Raw genomic sequence first — 17,298 nt, forward strand, 5'->3', positions numbered from 1 at the left:
TCATGCTAAGTATTAACCAGCTGAATGAACTCAAGGAAGCTGCCCTGGCCCAGCTGGCTTTGCGCCAGGGTCAGGCTGCTGCTGATGGTTATCGCTGGCACATCCTGGTCTGTGCCGGTACCGGTTGTACCTCATCTGGCAGCCTTAAAGTTGCGGAAGCCCTGGAAAGCAGTCTGGCTGAGGCCGGTCTCAGTCAACAGGCCAAAGTGGTTAAAACCGGTTGTTTCGGTTTCTGTCGCTTAGGACCTATTGTAGTAATCTATCCCGACGAAACTTTCTACACCTCTGTCTCTCCAGCTGATGCCGCTGAAATCGTCAATTCCCATCTCCTGCAGGACCGACCGGTAAAACGTTTGCTTTATCACGGGCCTGAGGCAGAGGAAGTGATCGAGAAATTCCGGGACATCGATTTCTTCCGCTATCAAAAGCGGATTGCCCTGCGCAACTGCGGGCAAATTGACCCGGAAAATATCCATGAATACATTGCCCGTGATGGCTACCAGGCCCTGGCCAAAGCATTGACCAGCCTGACTCCTGCTGAGGTTATTGCTACTGTCAAGGCCTCAGGCCTGAGAGGCCGGGGTGGTGGTGGTTTTCCCACCGGTCTGAAGTGGGAATTTACCGCGAATGCACCAGGTGAAATCAAGTATGTCGTCTGCAATGCCGATGAAGGCGACCCCGGGGCCTTTATGGACCGTTCCATCCTGGAAGGGGATCCGCACAGTGTGCTGGAAGCCATGGCCATTGCCGGTTATGCCATCGGGGCCCAGCAGGGTTATATCTATGTCCGGGCCGAATATCCCATTGCCGTGGAACGGCTGAAAATTGCCATTGCTCAGGCCCGGGCCCTGGGTGTGCTGGGCAAAAACATCTTCAACAGCGGTTTCAATTTTGATGTAGATATTCGCTTAGGGGCCGGTGCCTTTGTCTGTGGTGAGGAAACCGCTCTGCTCACCTCCATTGAAGGTCACCGCGGCGAACCCCGGCCCCGGCCGCCTTTCCCGGCAGTCAAGGGTTTGTGGGGCAAGCCTACCCTCATCAATAACGTAGAAACCTATGCCAATATCCCGATGATTATCCTCAATGGTGCTGACTGGTATGCCGCCATGGGGACAGAAAAAAGCAAAGGCACCAAGGTCTTTGCTATCGCCGGCAAAATCAACAATACCGGTTTGATCGAAGTGCCCATGGGCACTACCTTGCGCCAGGTTATCTTCGAAATCGGGGGCGGAATTCCCAATGGTAAGGCTTTCAAAGCCGCCCAGACCGGGGGACCTTCCGGCGGGTGTTTGCCTGCCAGCCATCTGGATACCCCCATTGAATACGATTCCCTGCTGGCAGCCGGTTCGATGATGGGCTCCGGTGGCTTGATTATCATGGATGAAACTGACTGTATGGTGGACATTGCCCGCTTCTACCTGGAATTCACTGTCGATGAATCCTGTGGCAAATGTACCCCCTGCCGGATTGGTACCAAACGCATGCTGGAAATTCTGGAGCGGATCACTTCCGGTCAGGGCACCATGGCAGATCTGGACAAGCTGGAAACCCTGGCCCGCAATATCAAGAACAGTTCCCTTTGCGGCCTGGGCCAGTCCGCTCCCAACCCGGTACTCAGTACTCTTAAACATTTCCGGGATGAGTACCTGGCCCATATCCAGGAAAAGAGATGCCCGGCCGGAGTCTGTCAGGCCTTACTGAACTATGTGATTGATCCTACCCTCTGCAAAGGCTGCAGTCTCTGTGCCAAAGCCTGTCCCGCCGGGGCGATCAGCGGTGTGGTTAAGTCACCCTTTGTAATTGACCAGGAAAAATGCCTCAAATGCGGCGCCTGTGTCAGCAAATGCAAATTCGGAGCCATCAGCAAGAAGTAATGAGGTGAAGATAATGACTGAAATGGTGCAATTGACCATAGATGGACAAACGGTAGAAGTACCAGCAGGCACCACCGTGCTGGAGGCGGCCCACCAGCTGGGCATCAAAATCCCTACCCTCTGCTATATGAAAGAACTCAATGAAATCGGGGCCTGCCGGGTTTGTCTGGTAGAGGTACAGGGGGCCCGTACTTTGCAGGCCTCCTGTGTTCTCCCCGTCAGCCCCGGCATGGTGGTCAATACCAAAAGTCCGGCGGTACGGGAAGCCCGGCGGACTGCGGTGGAGCTGATCATTTCCGACCACCCTCAGGAATGTTTGACCTGTGCCCGCAACCGTACCTGTGAATTGCGGGTACTGGCCGAGGAAGTGGGAGTACGGCAGATTCCCTATACCGGAGCTACTACTCAGCTGCCTGTTGATGCCAGCTCCCCCTCTATCGTCCGCGATCCCCGCAAGTGTGTCCTCTGTCGCCGCTGTGTGGCAGTATGCCAGCAGGTGCAGCAGGTAGGCTGTCTGCAGGCAGCCGAGCGGGGCTTCGACACCAATATCACTCCGGCCTTTGGTGATAACCTCAATGAGGCAGTTTGCACCTTCTGCGGCCAGTGTGTGCTGGTCTGCCCCACCGGGGCCCTGACCGAGAAAAATGAAACTGCCCGGGTCTGGTCCGTCCTGGCCAATCCCGAAAAGCACGTAGTGGTTCAGGTGGCTCCTGCCGTGCGGGTTTCCATCGGGGAAGAGCTGGGCTATGAACCCGGCACTGTCCTGACCGGTAAACTGGTGGCCGCTCTGCGCCGCCTTGGTTTTGACCGCGTTTTTGATACCAATTTTGCTGCTGACCTGACCATCATGGAAGAAGGTCATGAACTGCTAGAACGGCTGGAAGAGGGCGGCTCCCTGCCGCTGATCACTTCCTGCTGTCCCGGCTGGGTGAAATATATAGAGCATTTCTTCCCCGATTTGCTAAAACATCTGTCCAGCTGCAAATCCCCGCACCAGATGTTCGGGGCGGTGGCCAAAACCTATTATGCCAGCAAACACGGGATTGACCCGGCCAGCATAGTGGTGGTATCCATTATGCCCTGTACCGCCAAGAAGTTTGAAATCCAGCGGCCGGAAATGCAGGCCTCCAGCTACCAGGATGTGGACATCGTCCTCACCACCCGGGAACTGGGCGCCATGCTGCGGGAAGCCGGTCTGGATCTCAGGAATCTGCCTGACGAAGATTTTGATCAGCCTCTGGGCCAATCCACTGGTGCCGGTGTCATTTTCGGCACCACCGGCGGGGTAATGGAAGCGGCCCTCAGAACAGTGGCAGAAGTGACCAGCGGCCAGCCCCTGGCTGAGATTGAATTCCGGCAAGTGCGGGGCTTCAATGGCATTAAGGAAGCGGAAGTAGAACTAAAAGGGCGCAGGCTGAAACTGGCGGTAGCCCACGGCCTGGCCAATGCCAAACAGCTTTTGACCGCCCTGCAAAAAGGCGAAGCGGAATACCATTTTATCGAAATTATGGCCTGTCACGGCGGCTGTATCGGTGGTGGCGGCCAGCCGATTCCTACCACCTGGGAAGTGCGGCAAAAGCGGGCCCAGGGTATTTACCAGTGCGACTCTCAGGCCCGGTTCCGCAAGTCCCACGAAAACCCGGCTATCAAGGAGCTGTATGCCGAGTTTCTGGGCCATCCTTTGAGTCACAAGAGCCACCAGCTTTTGCATACCAGGTACCAACCACGCCGCTAATGTGTTAAAATATTAGACAGAGGTAAATCAGAATCGGAGGTAATGATTATGCAAATTCCAACCTGGCTGGCGGAAGCTGATCTGGAAAATCTGCTCAGGGAAGCGGCTAAGCCTTCTGCTCCCCGGGTGCGGGAGATTCTGGCCAAAGCAGCAACTGCGCAGGGCCTGACTCTGGCCGAAGCGGCTCAGCTTCTGCAAATCGAAGATGAAGAACTGCTGACCGAGCTGTTCCAGGCCGCCGGTCAGGTGAAGGAACGGATTTACGGGCGAAGGGTGGTCATCTTCGCCCCCCTTTATCTAACCAATGAGTGCCATAATAATTGCCTCTACTGCGGCTTTCGGGCAGCCAACCGCAGTTTGGCCCGCCGCACCCTGACAGTGGAAGAGGCCGTGGCTGAAGCGAAAGCCCTGGAAAGCCAGGGCCACAAGCGCTTGCTGCTGGTAGCCGGTGAAAATGGCCGCCAGGCCGCTGTAGACTATATCGTTCAGGTGATTGAAGCCATTTATCAGCAGGCGGATATTCGCCGCCTCAATGTCAATATCGCCCCACTGGATGGGGAGGGCTTCCGCCGCCTGAAAGCGGCCGGAATCGGCACCTATCAACTTTTCCAGGAAACCTATCATCTCGACACTTACAGGCAGATGCACCCTGCGGGAGCGAAAGCCGATTATCACTGGCGGATCAGCGCCCCGGAACGGGCCCTGCAGGCCGGTATCGATGATATCGGGATGGGCGTCCTCTATGGTCTCTATGACCACAGGTACGACACCCTGGCGCTGCTGGCCCATGCCCATTATCTGGATCGCACTTATGGGGTTGGCCCCCATACCCTGTCTGTACCCCGGCTGCGTCCGGCTCCGGGATCACAGCTCCAGGCTGCGCCCTATCCCGTTTCCGACCGGGATTTCAAGAAAATCGTGGCCGTTCTGCGCCTGGCTGTTCCTTACACCGGCCTGATTCTTTCGACCCGGGAGACGCCAGCCCTCAGGGATGAACTCTTGCATCTGGGTATCAGCCAGATTTCCGCCGGTTCGGCTACTTCCCCCGGCGGTTACCGGGAACGGGCCCGGACTGCCGACCCGACAGAACAGTTCGCTATCGAGGATCATCGCACTCTGGATGAAGTGATTACCTGTGTCCTCCAGGCGGGGTTCATCCCCAGTTTTTGCACCGCCTGCTATCGCAGCGGCCGCACCGGGGAACGCTTTATGCAACTGGCCAAGAGCGGTAATATCCAGAATGTCTGCCAGCCCAATGCCCTGCTGACTTTACAGGAATATCTCCTCCACTTTGGCAGTGAGGCTGCCCGCAACGCAGCTGCCCCTGTCCTGGCTAAAGAGCAGGAAGCCATCCGGCGGGAGGATATTCGCCGTCTCACCGCTGACCGCTTGCGCCGTCTGGAGCAGGGCGAAAAAGATCTGTACCTGTAAGGCGGTGAAGTCATGAGTCTCCTGCAAAAATTCATGGCTAAGGCCAGAACAGAGCCATCATTGCTGCTGGTCTGTGCCTCCACCCAGCATATGTTGAAAGCAGACCACGCCTTGCGGGAAGCGGGAATTGCAACGGAACTGCTGCCTACTCCCCGGGGCATAGGTTCAGCCTGTACCACTGTCATCCGCTTTGCTGCCAGCCACCGGACCGAAGTGGAAAAAATCCTGGCCGCTGAAGCCATTGAGTGGGAAGGCATCTATCCTTATTCCACCCAGCCCCGGCGCATCGACTGGTCACCAGTCTATGCCTACCCCCTGGCCGCTGATTACCGGGAATTGCTGCAGCGTCTGGAGCGGGAAGAACCCTTGAGTCAGGAGGAGCTGGCCCGTTTACTGGCTGTGCAGGATGAAGCGGAAGAACAGGCTTTGCTTACCGCCGGTGATCTGGTCCGCCAGGAATGTGTAGGCGACATGGTGGATATCCGGGGTGCCATCGAGTTTTCCAACTACTGCCGTAAAAACTGTTACTACTGTGGCCTGCGCCGGGATAATACAGTTCTGCCCCGCTATCGCATGAGCGAAGAGGAAATTCTGGCCACAGTGGATGAAATCTACCGTCTGGGCTTGCGCACCGTGATCCTGCAATCGGGCGAAGACCCCTATTATACTACGGAAAAAATCCTGCGTCTCATCCGGACCATCAAGGAAAGATACGGCCTGCGCATCACCCTCAGTCTGGGAGAACGCAGGGCGGAAGAATACCGGCTATTTCGGGAAGCAGGGGCCAACAACTATCTGCTCAAACTGGAAAGCGGCTCCCCCTGTCTGTTTGCAGCAGCCCATCCTGATGATGATTACGGGGAACGGCGGCGACATCTGCAGTTAATCAAACAGGCCGGACTTTTAAGCGGATCCGGCAATATCGTGGGCCTTCCCGGGCAGACAGTAATGGACCTGGCCGCCGATATTCTCCATTTTAAAGATGATGGCATTCACATGATCGGTATCGGCCCCTTTTTACCGGCAGCCAATACCCCCTGGGCCGATCAGCCACCAGGGGATTTGCACCTCTGTCTGCGGGTAGTGGCCCTGACCCGGATAGTCTGCCAGAATGTTTTCCTGCCCGCCACTACCGCCATGGCTACCCTGCATCCCCGCGGCCAGGAACTGGCTCTGCGCGCCGGTGCCAATACCATTATGTTGATTATGACCCCACCCCAGTACCGGGGTAATTACCAGATCTACAGCAACAAAAATCCCGTCAATCTCAACTATGCACTGGAGCAGATCGCCCGGGCCGGCCGCCGGCCCCCCCGGTATCTGCGCCAGGGATGAACAGGAGGAACACTGATGCTGGAAACCCCTCGTGCCAATCGCCTGCATATTGCCCTTTTCGGTCGCCGCAATGCCGGTAAATCCAGTCTGATCAATGCCCTGACCAACCAGGACATCGCCCTGGTCTCCCCTATCCCCGGCACCACCACAGATCCAGTCTACAAAGCCATGGAAATCCTGCCCCTGGGCCCGGTAGTGCTGATCGATACCGCCGGTCTGGATGATGAAGGGGAACTGGGCCAGCTGCGGGTACAAAAAACCCGGGAAGTGCTGCCCAAAGCCGATCTGGCCCTGCTGGTGGTGGATGCTACTACCGGGATAACCAGCTTTGACCGGGAGATCGCCGCCCTCTGCCGGCAGCACAACCTGCCCCTGGTCGGCGTGCTAAACAAGAGCGACCTGGCTGACCCCGATCTGGCTGCTGCCCGGGCCGTCCTCGACCTCCCCTGGGTAAAGGTTAGCAGCCGTACCGGCGCCGGAATCGAAGAACTGAAACAGGCGATGATCGAGCAGGCCCCGCAAAACTGGGAGCCGGAAACTATTCTGGGCGACCTGGTCAAGCCCGGTGATACAGTGGTACTGGTCGTCCCCATTGACTCCGCTGCTCCCAAAGGCCGCTTGATACTGCCGCAAGTTCAGGTACTGCGGGATTGCCTGGATCATGGGGTAATGGCCTATGTTTGCCGGGAATTCGAACTGGAACAAACCCTGGCCAATCTCCAGCAGCCCCCGGCCCTGGTGGTCACCGATTCCCAGGCCTTTGGCCTGGTCTCCCGGCTGGTGCCAGAAAATGTACCATTGACCAGCTTTTCCATCCTCTATGCCCGCTACAAAGGAGATCTGGCCACCCTGGCCGCAGGTGCACGGGCGATCTCAGCATTAAAACCCGGGGACCGGGTACTGATCGCTGAAGCCTGTACCCATCACCGGCAACCCGATGATATCGGCAGGGCCAAAATTCCCCGCTGGCTCAATCAGCTGGCAGGCGGAGAGCTGCAGTACACCTGGTCATCCGGGCAGGGCTATCCCGATAACCTGGAGGATTTTAAATTAATCGTCCATTGTGGTGCCTGTATGTTAAACCGGCGTTCCATGCTACACCGCCTGCAACAGGCCCGCAGTCGCCAGGTGCCCATTGTCAACTACGGGGTACTGATTGCTGCCGTCCATGGCATTCTGGAACGGGTATTAAAGCCTTTTGGGTTGTAAAACAAAAAATTAAGACCCTTTGTCAATATATCTGGCAAAGGGCCTCTTATTCTTCCAGCAATTGTCTGGCATTTTCACGAAGTATACAATCCAATGTACTTTCCGATAGTCCCAAAGTTAACAAGGTCTGGAGTCCTGCTTGCGGTGCATACTCCATAATGGGAAAATCGCTGCCATACAAGAAACGGTGTGGATATTTTTCCATAAATTGGGCCAGAGTAGGTAACGCTACCTGTACCCTGGGATTACCCAGTACCCAGGAGGTATCGAGATAGACATGGGGATAGGTTTTCACCAGCTGAATGGCTTTTTCGAACTCATAAAATCCTAAGTGAGGAATCACTACTTTCAGCTCCGGCCAGCGCAACAACACCTTTTCCAAATGGTCTAACCCCAGCAGTGGGTCCTGCTGGGAGTAAGGAGCGGTGCCGGCATGAATGATCAAAGGCTTCCGCCGTTCTAATGCGGCCTGATAGATTGGTTCTAATCCGGGATCATCAGCAGCAAATTGTTGTACTGATAACTGCAGTTTAAAACCAGCAAATTGCCAGTGATCTATAACCGTAATAATGACCTCTTCCAGGTTAGTATCCAGAGGGTGAATACAGGCAAAGGGAATGAATTGCGAATACTGCTGACATACTTCTCGCACCCAGCGATTTAACTCCAGGGAAATATCCGGTTTATGGGCATAAGTGAGCAAAAAAGCCCGCTCCATCCCCATTTTCTGCAAATAAGCCACATATTGTTCCAGCTCCCAGTTGGCAAAGGGTATTTCCCAGCCAGCTTGAGCAAACCAGCGCCAGATCGCCTTAAATATTCGCTCCGGGAAGAGATGGACATGGGCATCCCAGAATTTTTTCATCTCTGGTACTCCTTTTTCTAGCTCTATTAAAATTATTATATTATATCAAATATTTCCATTCAAGATTAAAACCTCTATCTTGCCTCCTAACCAAACCGGTGTTGAATCCAGCCAATACACTGTTCCCGGTTTCACCTGATAGAGCCACCTGCCACTACTAAGCTGCCCCTCCCCCTTTAGACCGACCAGGAAAAACCAGGAACCGCCGGGGGATAGTTGCATCTGCCCTTGCAAATTGAGTTTCTGTAATCTGAAAGCCGGACAATCCAATTCCGTCAGCTGCCGTTCCAGGGTAGACACCACGATATTTTCTTCTACAGCAGCAGTGTTAAGCAGCGCCAGTCCTTTCTCTATCTGCAGTTTCCTGCCCCGTCCCCAGTCGTACAGACGGTAGGTCAGGTCTACCGCAGTTTGTACTTCCACCAATCTTACCCCGGCGCCAATGGCATGGATAGTCCCGGGAGGCACAAAGATCATATCCCCGGCCCGCACTTTCACTTTTTTCACCAGTTTTTCCAGCTGGCCCGCGCGAATAGCCGCTTCCACCTCTTTTTTTTCCACTGGCCGCTGAAACCCATAATAGATATACGCTCCTGGTTCAGTGGACCAGATATACCAGGCCTCCGTTTTACCCCTTTTGCCCTCACGCTGCCAGGCCTGGGCATCGCCCGGATGGACCTGCAGGGAAAGGGGTGCCGCTGCATCGATAAATTTCACCATCAGGGGCATACCCGGTACAGTATACCACATTTCCCCTATCCGTCTTCTCCCCTCCTGGTGCAGGCCCTGGCGCCAGAACCAGGTACCGCCCCACAGGGTTTCCTTTAACTCAGGCTGGACTGGAAGAATGCTCATTCACTGTCCCCTCGATTGTGCTGTGATTGTGTAATATACTATCGGGGACCAGGAATCCGGGTGCCAGTCCCATTGCTTTTGCCCGGTTAATCAGTCATAATAGAAGTGTGAAGAAGTCCCAAAGGAAGGAGACGCTCATGAGAGAAAAAGCTAAAAAGCTGTTGCGCCTCAGCCTGGGCCTGATTTTTCTAATCCTGGGCATCGCCGGTCTCTTTTTACCAGTTCTGCAGGGAATTCTGTTTTTGCTGCTGGCCCTCTATTTGCTGGCCCCCGATTGGCCCTGGGCCCGGAAATGGCAAAAAAAATTACAGGCCAGATATCCCGGCCTGACTAATAGATTGCGTTTCTGGAAGGGACGGCTGAAAGGCATTTACGGCAAGTAACAGCTTTCCCCCCATTCCACCAGCAGCTGTCCCTGCCCCAGTTCCGCCACTTCCTTTTCCAGCTTGTTTTGCAGCTCAGGGAGTAACCAGCCTCGCACCTCTACTTCTGCTCCATAAAGGGGTTCTTCCAGTTTCCCCTCCAGCTTTTCCAGCAGATGGAGGATGGAGCCCAAAAGCGGGTAAGGAACTATAATGGTAAATCGCCGATAAAGGTGATAGGTAACAATCCCGGCTGCCTCCAGCCCCTTAACGGCACTTTCCGTATAAGCCCGCACCAGGCCCCCTGCTCCCAGCAAAGTGCCGCCAAAATAGCGGGTCACTACCAGGACGCAGTTGGTTACCTCCTGTTTGCGCAATACCTCCAGTACCGGCATGCCGGCTGTTCCCGCCGGTTCGCCATCATCACTGAACCTTTCTGCCGGTACCGGCATTCCCACCCGCCAGGCTGGAACATTGTGAGTAGCATCCCAGTGTTTTTTGCGAATAGCCTCGACAAATTCCTGGGCTGCCTCGGCAGTTTCTACAGGCTTTACATAACAGATAAACCGGGATTTTTTGATCACAATTTCCGCCACCGCTTCCCGGCCTACCGAACGATAGCTGTCCATCCCTTGTCCTTCCTTTCTCTTTCTGTTTTCCTATGGCCAGAGACTGAGAAAATAACGTCCTTCCCGCAACAGATGTTCCGGCCAGTCAGCCGGAAAAACCGCCAGCAACTGACACCGTCTGGCCCGCCGCGCTACTTTTTGTTTGTATTTCAACACCGCCAGCACCGTTTCCCGGCTATCCGCCAATGCCTGGCCCAGGGTGAGGGGGAAATCTCTATCCTGCCCCACCAGAGACTCCCAGTTACTCAGAGTCAGGCGACATCGTTCCAGTCGCCGCAACAACAGGGCTGCTTCAGCCTGAAGTAACTGTTCCGTAGGATCCAGCTGCTGGCTGAGCAGTTGCAGGTGTTCAGCAAAAATACGTAACCAGAATAAACTCTCCCTTAACTGTCCCAGGCGGGCATGGGGGTTACCGGTGGCACTCAACCGCAATAACTGACAGAAAAAGCGGGTCTCCCGGGCCCAGTGGTCCACCAGCAGGGGATACAGGCTGGCCTGCACCTGACAGCGCAACATGCGATAAAGCAAACGCCGCAGCCAGCGGCAGGTTTCCCGGGCCAGAGCCAGGATATCTGCCTTGCTGACAAAATAGCCTCCCCGCAGCTGGTCCTGCACGGCCTGGAGGCGTTGTTGAATTTGTTCCGCCTCCTGCCGCCAGGCTTTTTCCCCTTCCGCCAGCCGGTTTTTCGCTGTCTGCAGATGTTCCTGTAATATTCCCAGCCAGAAGATTAGTTCTTCCTGTGGCATTTTCCTCCCCCCAGTACCTGTCTTCTGCTTCAATGTATGCACCCCTGGGCAGGATAGTGCATATATTGCCAGTGTAAAGGGGAGTAGTTGGTGGTATTAACCTGCCACAGGCAGAATCGACATACTGGTAGCAATACCCGGTTCTGCCACCGTCCAAACCCGGGGACGGGCAACGAGACCTTTACCTCGACTGCAGGTCGGGGTAAAGGTCTTTTTTCTGTGAAAAGGGGAAATGGGGGGCTCACCCCCCAAAACCGCTCAATAATAGTATGCCGTTAAAAGCCAGCACCACAGTCACCACACTCCAGCCCAGCAGCTGTTCCCAGGGCCGGTCCGCCAGTTCCCCCAGTAAATCCCGGCGCCGGGTCAGCAGAAGCAGCGGCACAATCGCCCCTGGCAGGGCAAAACTCAAGACCGCCTGGCTGAACACCAGGGCCTGCAGGGGATCGGCTGCCCAGAGCAAAACCGCCAGAGCCGGGCCCATGACCAGAAGCCGTCGCCAGGTCACAGGCAGGTCAAGGCCGATAAAGCCTTTTAGCACCAGCTGGCCACTCATCGTCCCCACCACAGAGGAGGAAAGACCGGAAGCCAGCAGGGCAATGCCAAACACCAGCTGGGCCAGACTGCCCAGCATTGGCTGTAAACTGTGGTAAGCACCGGTCAGACTGTTTACTGCAATCTCCTGCCGGTGGAAAACTGCCGCTGCCACCACCACCATGGCCCAGTTGATGAAAAAGGCGGTATTCATGGCCAGGGCAATATCCCGGCATTCCCAGCGAAACAGCTGGCGTAAAAAAGCTGCAGATGCTCCCTGGGGGCGCCGGTACAGCACCAGCTGAGAATGCAAAAACACTACATGGGGCATTACCGTTGCCCCCAGCATAGCCACCGCTACCAGAATCGAGCCGGCAGGCAAACGGGGAATTACTGTATGGGCCAGCACCTGCGGCCAATCAGGTTTGGCCAGAAACAATTCTATCACATAACAGAACCCAATTAAAGCTACAATGGTGCCTATCACTATTTCCAGCAGTCTTTGCCCATAGCGTTCCAGGGCCAGAATGGAAACAGTCACCACCGCTGTCAATAGCCCGGCCAGCCAGAGGGGAACCCCCAGCAGCAAATAAAACCCCAGAGCCGCTCCCAGAAATTCAGCCAGATCAGTAGCCATAGCGGCGATTACCGCCAGTAACCATAACAGGCGATTGACTCCTGGCCGAAACTGTTCCCCGCACAGTGTGGCCAGGTCTTTCCCGGCGCCAATCCCCAGTTTGGCTGACTGGCGCTGCAGAAAAATTGCCATTAAATTGCTGAGCAGCAGTACCCAGAGCAGGCTGTAGCCGAAACGGGCTCCCCCTTCCAGGTTGGCAGCAAAATTGCCTGGATCGACATAGGCCACCGCTACCACCACGGCCGGGCCCAGGCTGGATAGCCAGCTGCGGCGGGCAGGTACAGCTGCCAGATATGTCGCTGTCTTCAACCGGCATCACCCCCCGTTCTGTCAGGACTTCATTTCAGCCTATGACAGAGGGGGTAAAAGGGTGCTATTGCCTACAAAATAACAATCGTTATTCCCGGATTACCCCGGTCCAGGTCCCGGTCCCCTTTCAGTTCCGGCACCAGTTCCAGAGCCCTCCGCCCTTCCGGCGTAAAGATGGACCATTTATCACCGGAAACAAAGTGACGAATTAAGCCTGAGCGGCGGTGAGCAGCCAGGGCTTTTTGCATTTCCCCCCGCAAAGTGCCACCCACCCCACTGGAACCGTAGCCGTGGATTACTTTTACTGCCCTGGCCCGCCGGGCTTTGGCACCCCGCAGGGCCTGCAGCAAGCGCAGCCGGGCCTGCTCCACCGTGGGCATGCCTTGCTCAATATTGGCTGTTTCCAGAATCGCCATCAGTGGTCACCTCGTGTCATAATATCTCCCCTAACATTATTTTAACTCTTAAGAGTCGTAGTGTCTTCTTTTTTTTGCAATATCATACCTAAGAACTTTGAACCTTAGCAAACATTAAAAAGTGTTAGTTATCTAAAATAGAAGACTTCTCAAAAACTTCATGCTTCAGCGCTGACTTTTCAATAAATGATTGACAAAGCGAATTTAGTGAATTATAATAATAAAAGAATACATATACGGGGTATATGTAATAACTTAAAATACGGATTAAGTAGTATGATAAAGTTTTCCCTGCGTCAAATAATTTATGAAAACAAAAATATAAAGTGACGGGGGAAATTTATTAAAACTTACATAATACCAATCTAAGATGTATCAAGGTGGTGAGAATCTCAAAAAGGTAAGAAAATTTTTCAAATAAAAAAGCGGTTGAAAAGATTCACAAAACTAAACTAAAAAAGGAGAGAAGATAAAATGGAACAACCAAAATTAACTGTTATCCTTATTTCCGGAGAAATGGAAAAATTACATGCAGGTTGCTTGGTGAGTTCAGTAGCTGCCGTATCCGGCATGGAAGTAAACATTTTTGTAACAATGGATGCACTTAAAGCTTTCCGCAAAGATGTAATTGAATCCAAAAACTTCAAAACCGGTGAAATTGGCCAGGAGATGCTCAATAAGAACGTTGAACTTTTTTATCAGTTGTTAGAAAATGCAAGAGATATGGGCACCTGTAATGTATACGGTTGCGCAATGGCAATGGACTTAATGGAATGGAAGAAAGAAGATTTAGTAGACGTATTTGATGATATTATCGGTGTCACTGCTTTCCTTGGTAAAGCTGTAGGCAGTCAAATTATTGTAATGTAAATTGAAGGAGGGTAATAATATGTCTGAAGTACAAATTACAAAAACTATTGATGCTCGTGGTGCATTTTGTCCAGGACCATTGATGGAGTTAGTAAAAACAATTAAAAGAGGTAACATTGGCGAAGTATACGAATTGTTATCCAGTGACAGTGGTTCGGCTAAAGATGTTCCGGAATGGGTTAGCAAGATGGGACATGAGCTTGTTTACAGTAAGCAAGATGGGGATTTTTGGCGTATAGCTGTTAAAAAATTGAAGTAATTTATTTTTTATTTTCGCACAGGGAGGTGAACCTGATGGCCAAACGCATTATCGTTTTAGGGAGTGGCGTGGCTGGTAGCATGGTGGCCAACCGCTTGGCAAAATCCATGCAAAAGGAAATATATAGTGGCGAAGTAGAAGTGCTGGTTATTGGGAACAAAAAACAGCACCTTTATCAACCTGGTTTTTTGTTTATGTCCTTTAACGAAGGCACATTAGAGCAATTTTCCAGGGAACAAAAACATCTTTTACATCCAAAGGTTAAGTTTATACTCGAAGAAGCAACAAAAATTGATACAGCCAACAACACTGTAACTACTACTAAACAATCCTATAATTATGATTTTCTGGTGATTGCAACGGGGTCGTACCCGGATTTCAATTCAGTTCCCGGGCTGGCTGAGGCTTCACATAATTTCTATACGCCTGAAGGTGCTGCGAAGTTACGTGATGAACTCTTCAAATTTAAAGGTGGTACAATCTTAATGACCATAGATGTTCCACACAAGTGTCCTGTTGCTCCGCTTGAGTGGATTTTTATGGCAGATGAACTGTTCAGAGATTTAGGAATTCGCGATAAAGTAACACTTAAGTATACTTATCCTATTGGCCGAGTTCATTCTCTGGAACCTGTTGCCGAATGGGCAGAGGCGGAATTTGAAAAACGCGGCATCGAGTATGAAGTTTTCTTTAATCTTGAAGAAGTTGATCCAAACAAAAAACTGGCATACAACATGGACGGAACCGCGCATCCTTATGATTTGCTTATCTCCGTACCGGCGCATGTCGGAGCAAAAGTGGTTAGGGATTCCAATATTGGAGATGAAGACGGATTTATTCCCACTGACCGTTACAGTTTAAAAATGATTGGTCAAGACAATGTTTATGTTTTAGGTGATGCAACCAATCTTCCAGTAAGTAAAGCTGGTTCTACTGCTCATTATCAGGCGGATGTAGTTGTTAAAAATATTATTAGCCAGATAAAAGGACTCCCTGCTTCTCATCGTTACAGCGGTAAAGCGTTTTGCTTTATTGAGTCAGGTTTGAATGATGCAACCTATATTTGGTTTGATTATAAGACACCACCTCAACCTATGCCATCTTCTGAAATGTTGCACTGGTTTAAGCTTGCTTACAATGAATTGTACTGGTTATCCGTTCGTGGGATCATGTAAAGGGGGTGGTGAACCATGTCCCAACCCGCACAAAATGTTGTACACATCGTTCAAAATGACTCTGAAGCAGCAGGAAAAACCCATCAGCTGTTAGGCCTTCTCAATGCCGCCATTGATTCAATGGATGCTTCGGTAGTGCAAAACCTGGTCAGTACCGTGGTTCAAATCGGTGAAGTTGCCGATGAATTAAATACGCCGGAAATGCTTGAGCTTTTGCGAGAAGTTCAAAAGGCCGGTAAAAACCTCCAGTCTTTAATTGCTGAAGTAAATAAACTGCAGGAATCAGGCGCATTTGAGGTTTTAATTGAACTAGTAGGAATAGTAAAATCTGTAAAAGATTCTTCTACAGCAGGGGTTGTTACTGATATTCTGAAACAAGTAGTGGAATTAGTTTCGATGCTGGACCAAGTACTGGCTTTAGGTGGCGGCGAGCTTTTACTGGGTATGATAAATTCTTTGAATGAAGCCATAGAAGAAAACAAAAACAAACAACCCAAAAGCATGTTTGCTATAATACGGCAGTTGAATTCAGATCCTGATATCAAGAAGAGTGTGAATGTGCTGGTTTCATTCCTGAAAAAGTTTTCAGCTCATTTGAGTCTGGAAAGGTAAGATAAAAATATATATAAACCCCCACCGGTCCAGTAAACCGATGGGGGTTTTCCTGCTTAGCCAAGAATCGCTTTCAGGTCTTCTTCCGGAGTGGTGATCAGCTGCAGGTTGTAGTTTTCCTGCAAGACCTTGAATACATTCGGAGTCACAAAAGCCGGAGGAGTAGGACCTAAGCGCATATTCTTGATACCCAGGTAGAGCAGGGTGGTCAGGATAGCAACGGCCTTCTGCTCGAACCAGGACAGCACCAGGCTCAGAGGCAGGTCGTTGACTCCGCAGTTAAAGGCATTAGCCAGGGCCAGCGCGATCTGGATCGCAGAGTAGGCGTTATTGCACTGGCCGATATCGATCAGGCGGGGAATACCATCAATGTCTCCCAGATCCAGGTGGTTGAAGCGATATTTACCACAGGCCAGGGTGAGAATAACGGTATCCTTAGGAGCCTTTTCCACGAATTCAGTGTAGTAGTTACGTCCCGGCCTGGCACCATCGCAGCCGCCTACCAGGAAGAAGTGCTTGATTTTGCCTGCTTTCACCGCTTCAATGATCTTATCGGCCAGGCTCAGTACCGGCACATGATGGAAACCGGTGGAAAGAGTGCCTTTAGGCGCTTCCGGCAAGGGCGGCAGGGATTTGGCTTTTTCAATTACCTGAGAGAAATCCCGGTTCTGAATATGGGGTACACCGGGCAGCTTCGCTACACCACAGGTGAAAATCCGGTCTTTATAGGCTTCAGCTGGCAATAGCACACAGTTAGTGGTTACCAGGATAGCGCCAGGGAACTCGGACCATTCTTTTTTCTGGTTCTGCCAGGCAGTGCCCCAGTTGCCCACCAGGTGGGGGAATTTCTTCAGTTCCGGATAAGCATGGGCCGGCAGCATTTCACCATGGGTATAGATATTGATCCCGGTGCCTTCAGTTTGCTTCAACAGCTCATACAGATCCAGCAGGTCATGGCCGGTGACCAGGATACCAGGGCCAGGCTTGCTGCCGGTTTCAACAGTGGTAGGTACGGGAGTACCAAACCGTTCGGTATTGGCCTTATCCAGCAGCTCCATAGCCTTCAGGTTAATACGACCAGCTTCCAGTACCATTTCGATATGATGGTTCAGGTCAAAGTCCACGTTGGTAAGAGTAGTGAACATTGCTTTTTCCATAAAAGCATCAATTTCTTCATCGACATAACCTAATTCCCGGGCATGATAGGCATAGGCAGCAATTCCTTTGAGGGCAAAGACCAGCAGGTCCTGCAGAGCCGCAATATCTTCGTTTTTGCCACAGACCCCTACAGTGGTGCAGCCTTTGCCGCCGGCGGTTTGTTCACACTGGTAACAGAACATGTTTTCATCATCCTCCTCTTATCTTTTTTAGTGGTAAGCTCTGGTTAAATTGTAACACAGAACAAATAAAAAAAGTGTGACCGCAGCCACACTTTTAAATGTTT

Annotated in this window: 17 protein-coding genes; 10 read left to right on the forward strand and 7 right to left on the reverse strand. The window is 52.2% G+C overall.

The window, feature by feature from the left end:
* The first annotated feature begins 2 nt into the window (after positions 1–2).
* From nuoF to hydF, 5 genes are read left to right on the forward strand one after another with little or no spacing between them, the layout of a single operon-like run.
* Positions 3–1,874, forward strand: coding sequence for an NADH-quinone oxidoreductase subunit NuoF (gene nuoF / locus ULO1_RS09485; RefSeq protein WP_078666408.1), 1,872 nt, complete (start codon positions 3–5; stop codon positions 1,872–1,874).
* A 22-nt stretch (positions 1,875–1,896) separates the two neighbouring features.
* Positions 1,897–3,609: an NADH-dependent [FeFe] hydrogenase, group A6 gene (locus ULO1_RS09490; RefSeq protein ID WP_200805620.1), complete on the forward strand. Its 1,713-nt coding sequence runs from the start codon at positions 1,897–1,899 to the stop codon at positions 3,607–3,609.
* Positions 3,610–3,657: 48 nt separating this feature from the next.
* Positions 3,658–5,040, forward strand: coding sequence for a [FeFe] hydrogenase H-cluster radical SAM maturase HydG (gene hydG / locus ULO1_RS09495; protein ID WP_242947928.1), 1,383 nt, complete (start codon positions 3,658–3,660; stop codon positions 5,038–5,040).
* A gap of 12 nt (positions 5,041–5,052) precedes the next feature.
* A complete protein-coding gene (hydE, locus tag ULO1_RS09500; RefSeq protein ID WP_079906082.1) occupies positions 5,053–6,375 on the forward strand; it encodes a [FeFe] hydrogenase H-cluster radical SAM maturase HydE in 1,323 nt (440 codons plus the stop codon).
* Between the two features lie 15 nt (positions 6,376–6,390).
* Positions 6,391–7,584, forward strand: coding sequence for a [FeFe] hydrogenase H-cluster maturation GTPase HydF (hydF, locus tag ULO1_RS09505; RefSeq protein ID WP_079933451.1), 1,194 nt, complete (start codon positions 6,391–6,393; stop codon positions 7,582–7,584).
* Between the two features lie 46 nt (positions 7,585–7,630).
* Here hydF and ULO1_RS09510 read toward each other — a convergent pair whose 3' ends face one another.
* Together ULO1_RS09510 and ULO1_RS09515 are read right to left on the reverse strand one after the other, a co-directional pair.
* The gene (locus ULO1_RS09510) at positions 7,631–8,449 is read right to left on the reverse strand and encodes an amidohydrolase family protein (RefSeq protein ID WP_079933452.1); all 819 of its coding nucleotides are present in this window, start codon (positions 8,447–8,449) and stop codon (positions 7,631–7,633) included.
* Positions 8,450–8,494: 45 nt separating this feature from the next.
* Positions 8,495–9,304 carry a class I mannose-6-phosphate isomerase gene (locus tag ULO1_RS09515; protein ID WP_079933453.1) on the reverse strand — a complete coding sequence of 270 codons (810 nt, stop codon included), beginning with the start codon at positions 9,302–9,304 and terminating at the stop codon, positions 8,495–8,497.
* Between the two features lie 137 nt (positions 9,305–9,441).
* Between ULO1_RS09515 and ULO1_RS09520 the strand changes: the two genes are divergently transcribed.
* Positions 9,442–9,687, forward strand: a complete 246-nt coding sequence (locus ULO1_RS09520; protein ID WP_079933454.1) for a PGPGW domain-containing protein — start codon at positions 9,442–9,444, stop codon at positions 9,685–9,687.
* Here ULO1_RS09520 and ULO1_RS09525 read toward each other — a convergent pair.
* The 4 genes from ULO1_RS09525 to ULO1_RS09540 all read right to left on the reverse strand — a co-directional run bounded on the left by ULO1_RS09525 (position 9,675) and on the right by ULO1_RS09540 (position 12,938).
* Positions 9,675–10,295, reverse strand: a complete 621-nt coding sequence (locus ULO1_RS09525; RefSeq protein ID WP_079933455.1) for a YigZ family protein — start codon at positions 10,293–10,295, stop codon at positions 9,675–9,677. The genes ULO1_RS09520 and ULO1_RS09525 overlap by 13 nt on opposite strands.
* Positions 10,296–10,325: 30 nt before the next feature.
* Positions 10,326–11,042 carry a DUF2935 domain-containing protein gene (locus tag ULO1_RS09530; RefSeq protein WP_079906491.1) on the reverse strand — a complete coding sequence of 239 codons (717 nt, stop codon included), beginning with the start codon at positions 11,040–11,042 and terminating at the stop codon, positions 10,326–10,328.
* Between the two features lie 241 nt (positions 11,043–11,283).
* Entirely contained in the window at positions 11,284–12,522 is a 1,239-nt protein-coding gene (locus ULO1_RS09535) for an Nramp family divalent metal transporter (protein WP_079933456.1), read from the reverse strand.
* Between the two features lie 71 nt (positions 12,523–12,593).
* Positions 12,594–12,938 carry a Smr/MutS family protein gene (locus ULO1_RS09540; protein WP_079906490.1) on the reverse strand — a complete coding sequence of 115 codons (345 nt, stop codon included), beginning with the start codon at positions 12,936–12,938 and terminating at the stop codon, positions 12,594–12,596.
* A 474-nt stretch (positions 12,939–13,412) separates the two neighbouring features.
* Here ULO1_RS09540 and ULO1_RS09545 point away from each other — a divergent pair, with 474 nt between their 5' ends.
* From ULO1_RS09545 to ULO1_RS09560, 4 genes are read left to right on the forward strand one after another with little or no spacing between them, the layout of a single operon-like run.
* Positions 13,413–13,808, forward strand: a complete 396-nt coding sequence (locus ULO1_RS09545) for a DsrE/DsrF/DrsH-like family protein (RefSeq protein WP_078665565.1) — start codon at positions 13,413–13,415, stop codon at positions 13,806–13,808.
* Between the two features lie 19 nt (positions 13,809–13,827).
* The gene (locus ULO1_RS09550; protein WP_079933457.1) at positions 13,828–14,067 is read left to right on the forward strand and encodes a sulfurtransferase TusA family protein; all 240 of its coding nucleotides are present in this window, start codon (positions 13,828–13,830) and stop codon (positions 14,065–14,067) included.
* Between the two features lie 35 nt (positions 14,068–14,102).
* Positions 14,103–15,242, forward strand: coding sequence for an NAD(P)/FAD-dependent oxidoreductase (locus ULO1_RS09555; RefSeq protein ID WP_079933458.1), 1,140 nt, complete (start codon positions 14,103–14,105; stop codon positions 15,240–15,242).
* Positions 15,243–15,257: 15 nt separating this feature from the next.
* Positions 15,258–15,854, forward strand: a complete 597-nt coding sequence (locus ULO1_RS09560; RefSeq protein ID WP_079933459.1) for a DUF1641 domain-containing protein — start codon at positions 15,258–15,260, stop codon at positions 15,852–15,854.
* 56 nt (positions 15,855–15,910) lie between these two features.
* Here the strand turns inward: ULO1_RS09560 and hcp are convergent, their stop codons facing one another.
* Positions 15,911–17,194: a hydroxylamine reductase gene (gene hcp / locus ULO1_RS09565; RefSeq protein ID WP_078665561.1), complete on the reverse strand. Its 1,284-nt coding sequence runs from the start codon at positions 17,192–17,194 to the stop codon at positions 15,911–15,913.
* Positions 17,195–17,298: the final 104 nt, after the last annotated feature.

The sequence above is a fragment of the Carboxydocella sp. ULO1 genome, from assembly GCF_002049255.1.
Taxonomy (GTDB): domain Bacteria; phylum Bacillota.

Coding starts and splice junctions, on each gene's coding strand:
- ULO1_RS09555 (WP_079933458.1), top strand. CDS start 14,103: ATGGCCAAACGCATTATCGTTTTAGGGAGTGGCGTGGCTGGTAGCATG.
- ULO1_RS09520 (WP_079933454.1), top strand. CDS start 9,442: ATGAGAGAAAAAGCTAAAAAGCTGTTGCGCCTCAGCCTGGGCCTGATT.
- ULO1_RS09550 (WP_079933457.1), top strand. CDS start 13,828: ATGTCTGAAGTACAAATTACAAAAACTATTGATGCTCGTGGTGCATTT.
- hydF (WP_079933451.1), top strand. CDS start 6,391: ATGCTGGAAACCCCTCGTGCCAATCGCCTGCATATTGCCCTTTTCGGT.
- ULO1_RS09525 (WP_079933455.1), bottom strand. CDS start 10,295: ATGGACAGCTATCGTTCGGTAGGCCGGGAAGCGGTGGCGGAAATTGTG.
- ULO1_RS09515 (WP_079933453.1), bottom strand. CDS start 9,304: ATGAGCATTCTTCCAGTCCAGCCTGAGTTAAAGGAAACCCTGTGGGGC.
- hydG (WP_242947928.1), top strand. CDS start 3,658: ATGCAAATTCCAACCTGGCTGGCGGAAGCTGATCTGGAAAATCTGCTC.
- ULO1_RS09510 (WP_079933452.1), bottom strand. CDS start 8,449: ATGAAAAAATTCTGGGATGCCCATGTCCATCTCTTCCCGGAGCGAATA.
- hydE (WP_079906082.1), top strand. CDS start 5,053: ATGAGTCTCCTGCAAAAATTCATGGCTAAGGCCAGAACAGAGCCATCA.
- ULO1_RS09490 (WP_200805620.1), top strand. CDS start 1,897: ATGGTGCAATTGACCATAGATGGACAAACGGTAGAAGTACCAGCAGGC.
- ULO1_RS09530 (WP_079906491.1), bottom strand. CDS start 11,042: ATGCCACAGGAAGAACTAATCTTCTGGCTGGGAATATTACAGGAACAT.
- nuoF (WP_078666408.1), top strand. CDS start 3: ATGCTAAGTATTAACCAGCTGAATGAACTCAAGGAAGCTGCCCTGGCC.
- ULO1_RS09560 (WP_079933459.1), top strand. CDS start 15,258: ATGTCCCAACCCGCACAAAATGTTGTACACATCGTTCAAAATGACTCT.
- hcp (WP_078665561.1), bottom strand. CDS start 17,194: ATGTTCTGTTACCAGTGTGAACAAACCGCCGGCGGCAAAGGCTGCACC.
- ULO1_RS09545 (WP_078665565.1), top strand. CDS start 13,413: ATGGAACAACCAAAATTAACTGTTATCCTTATTTCCGGAGAAATGGAA.
- ULO1_RS09540 (WP_079906490.1), bottom strand. CDS start 12,938: ATGGCGATTCTGGAAACAGCCAATATTGAGCAAGGCATGCCCACGGTG.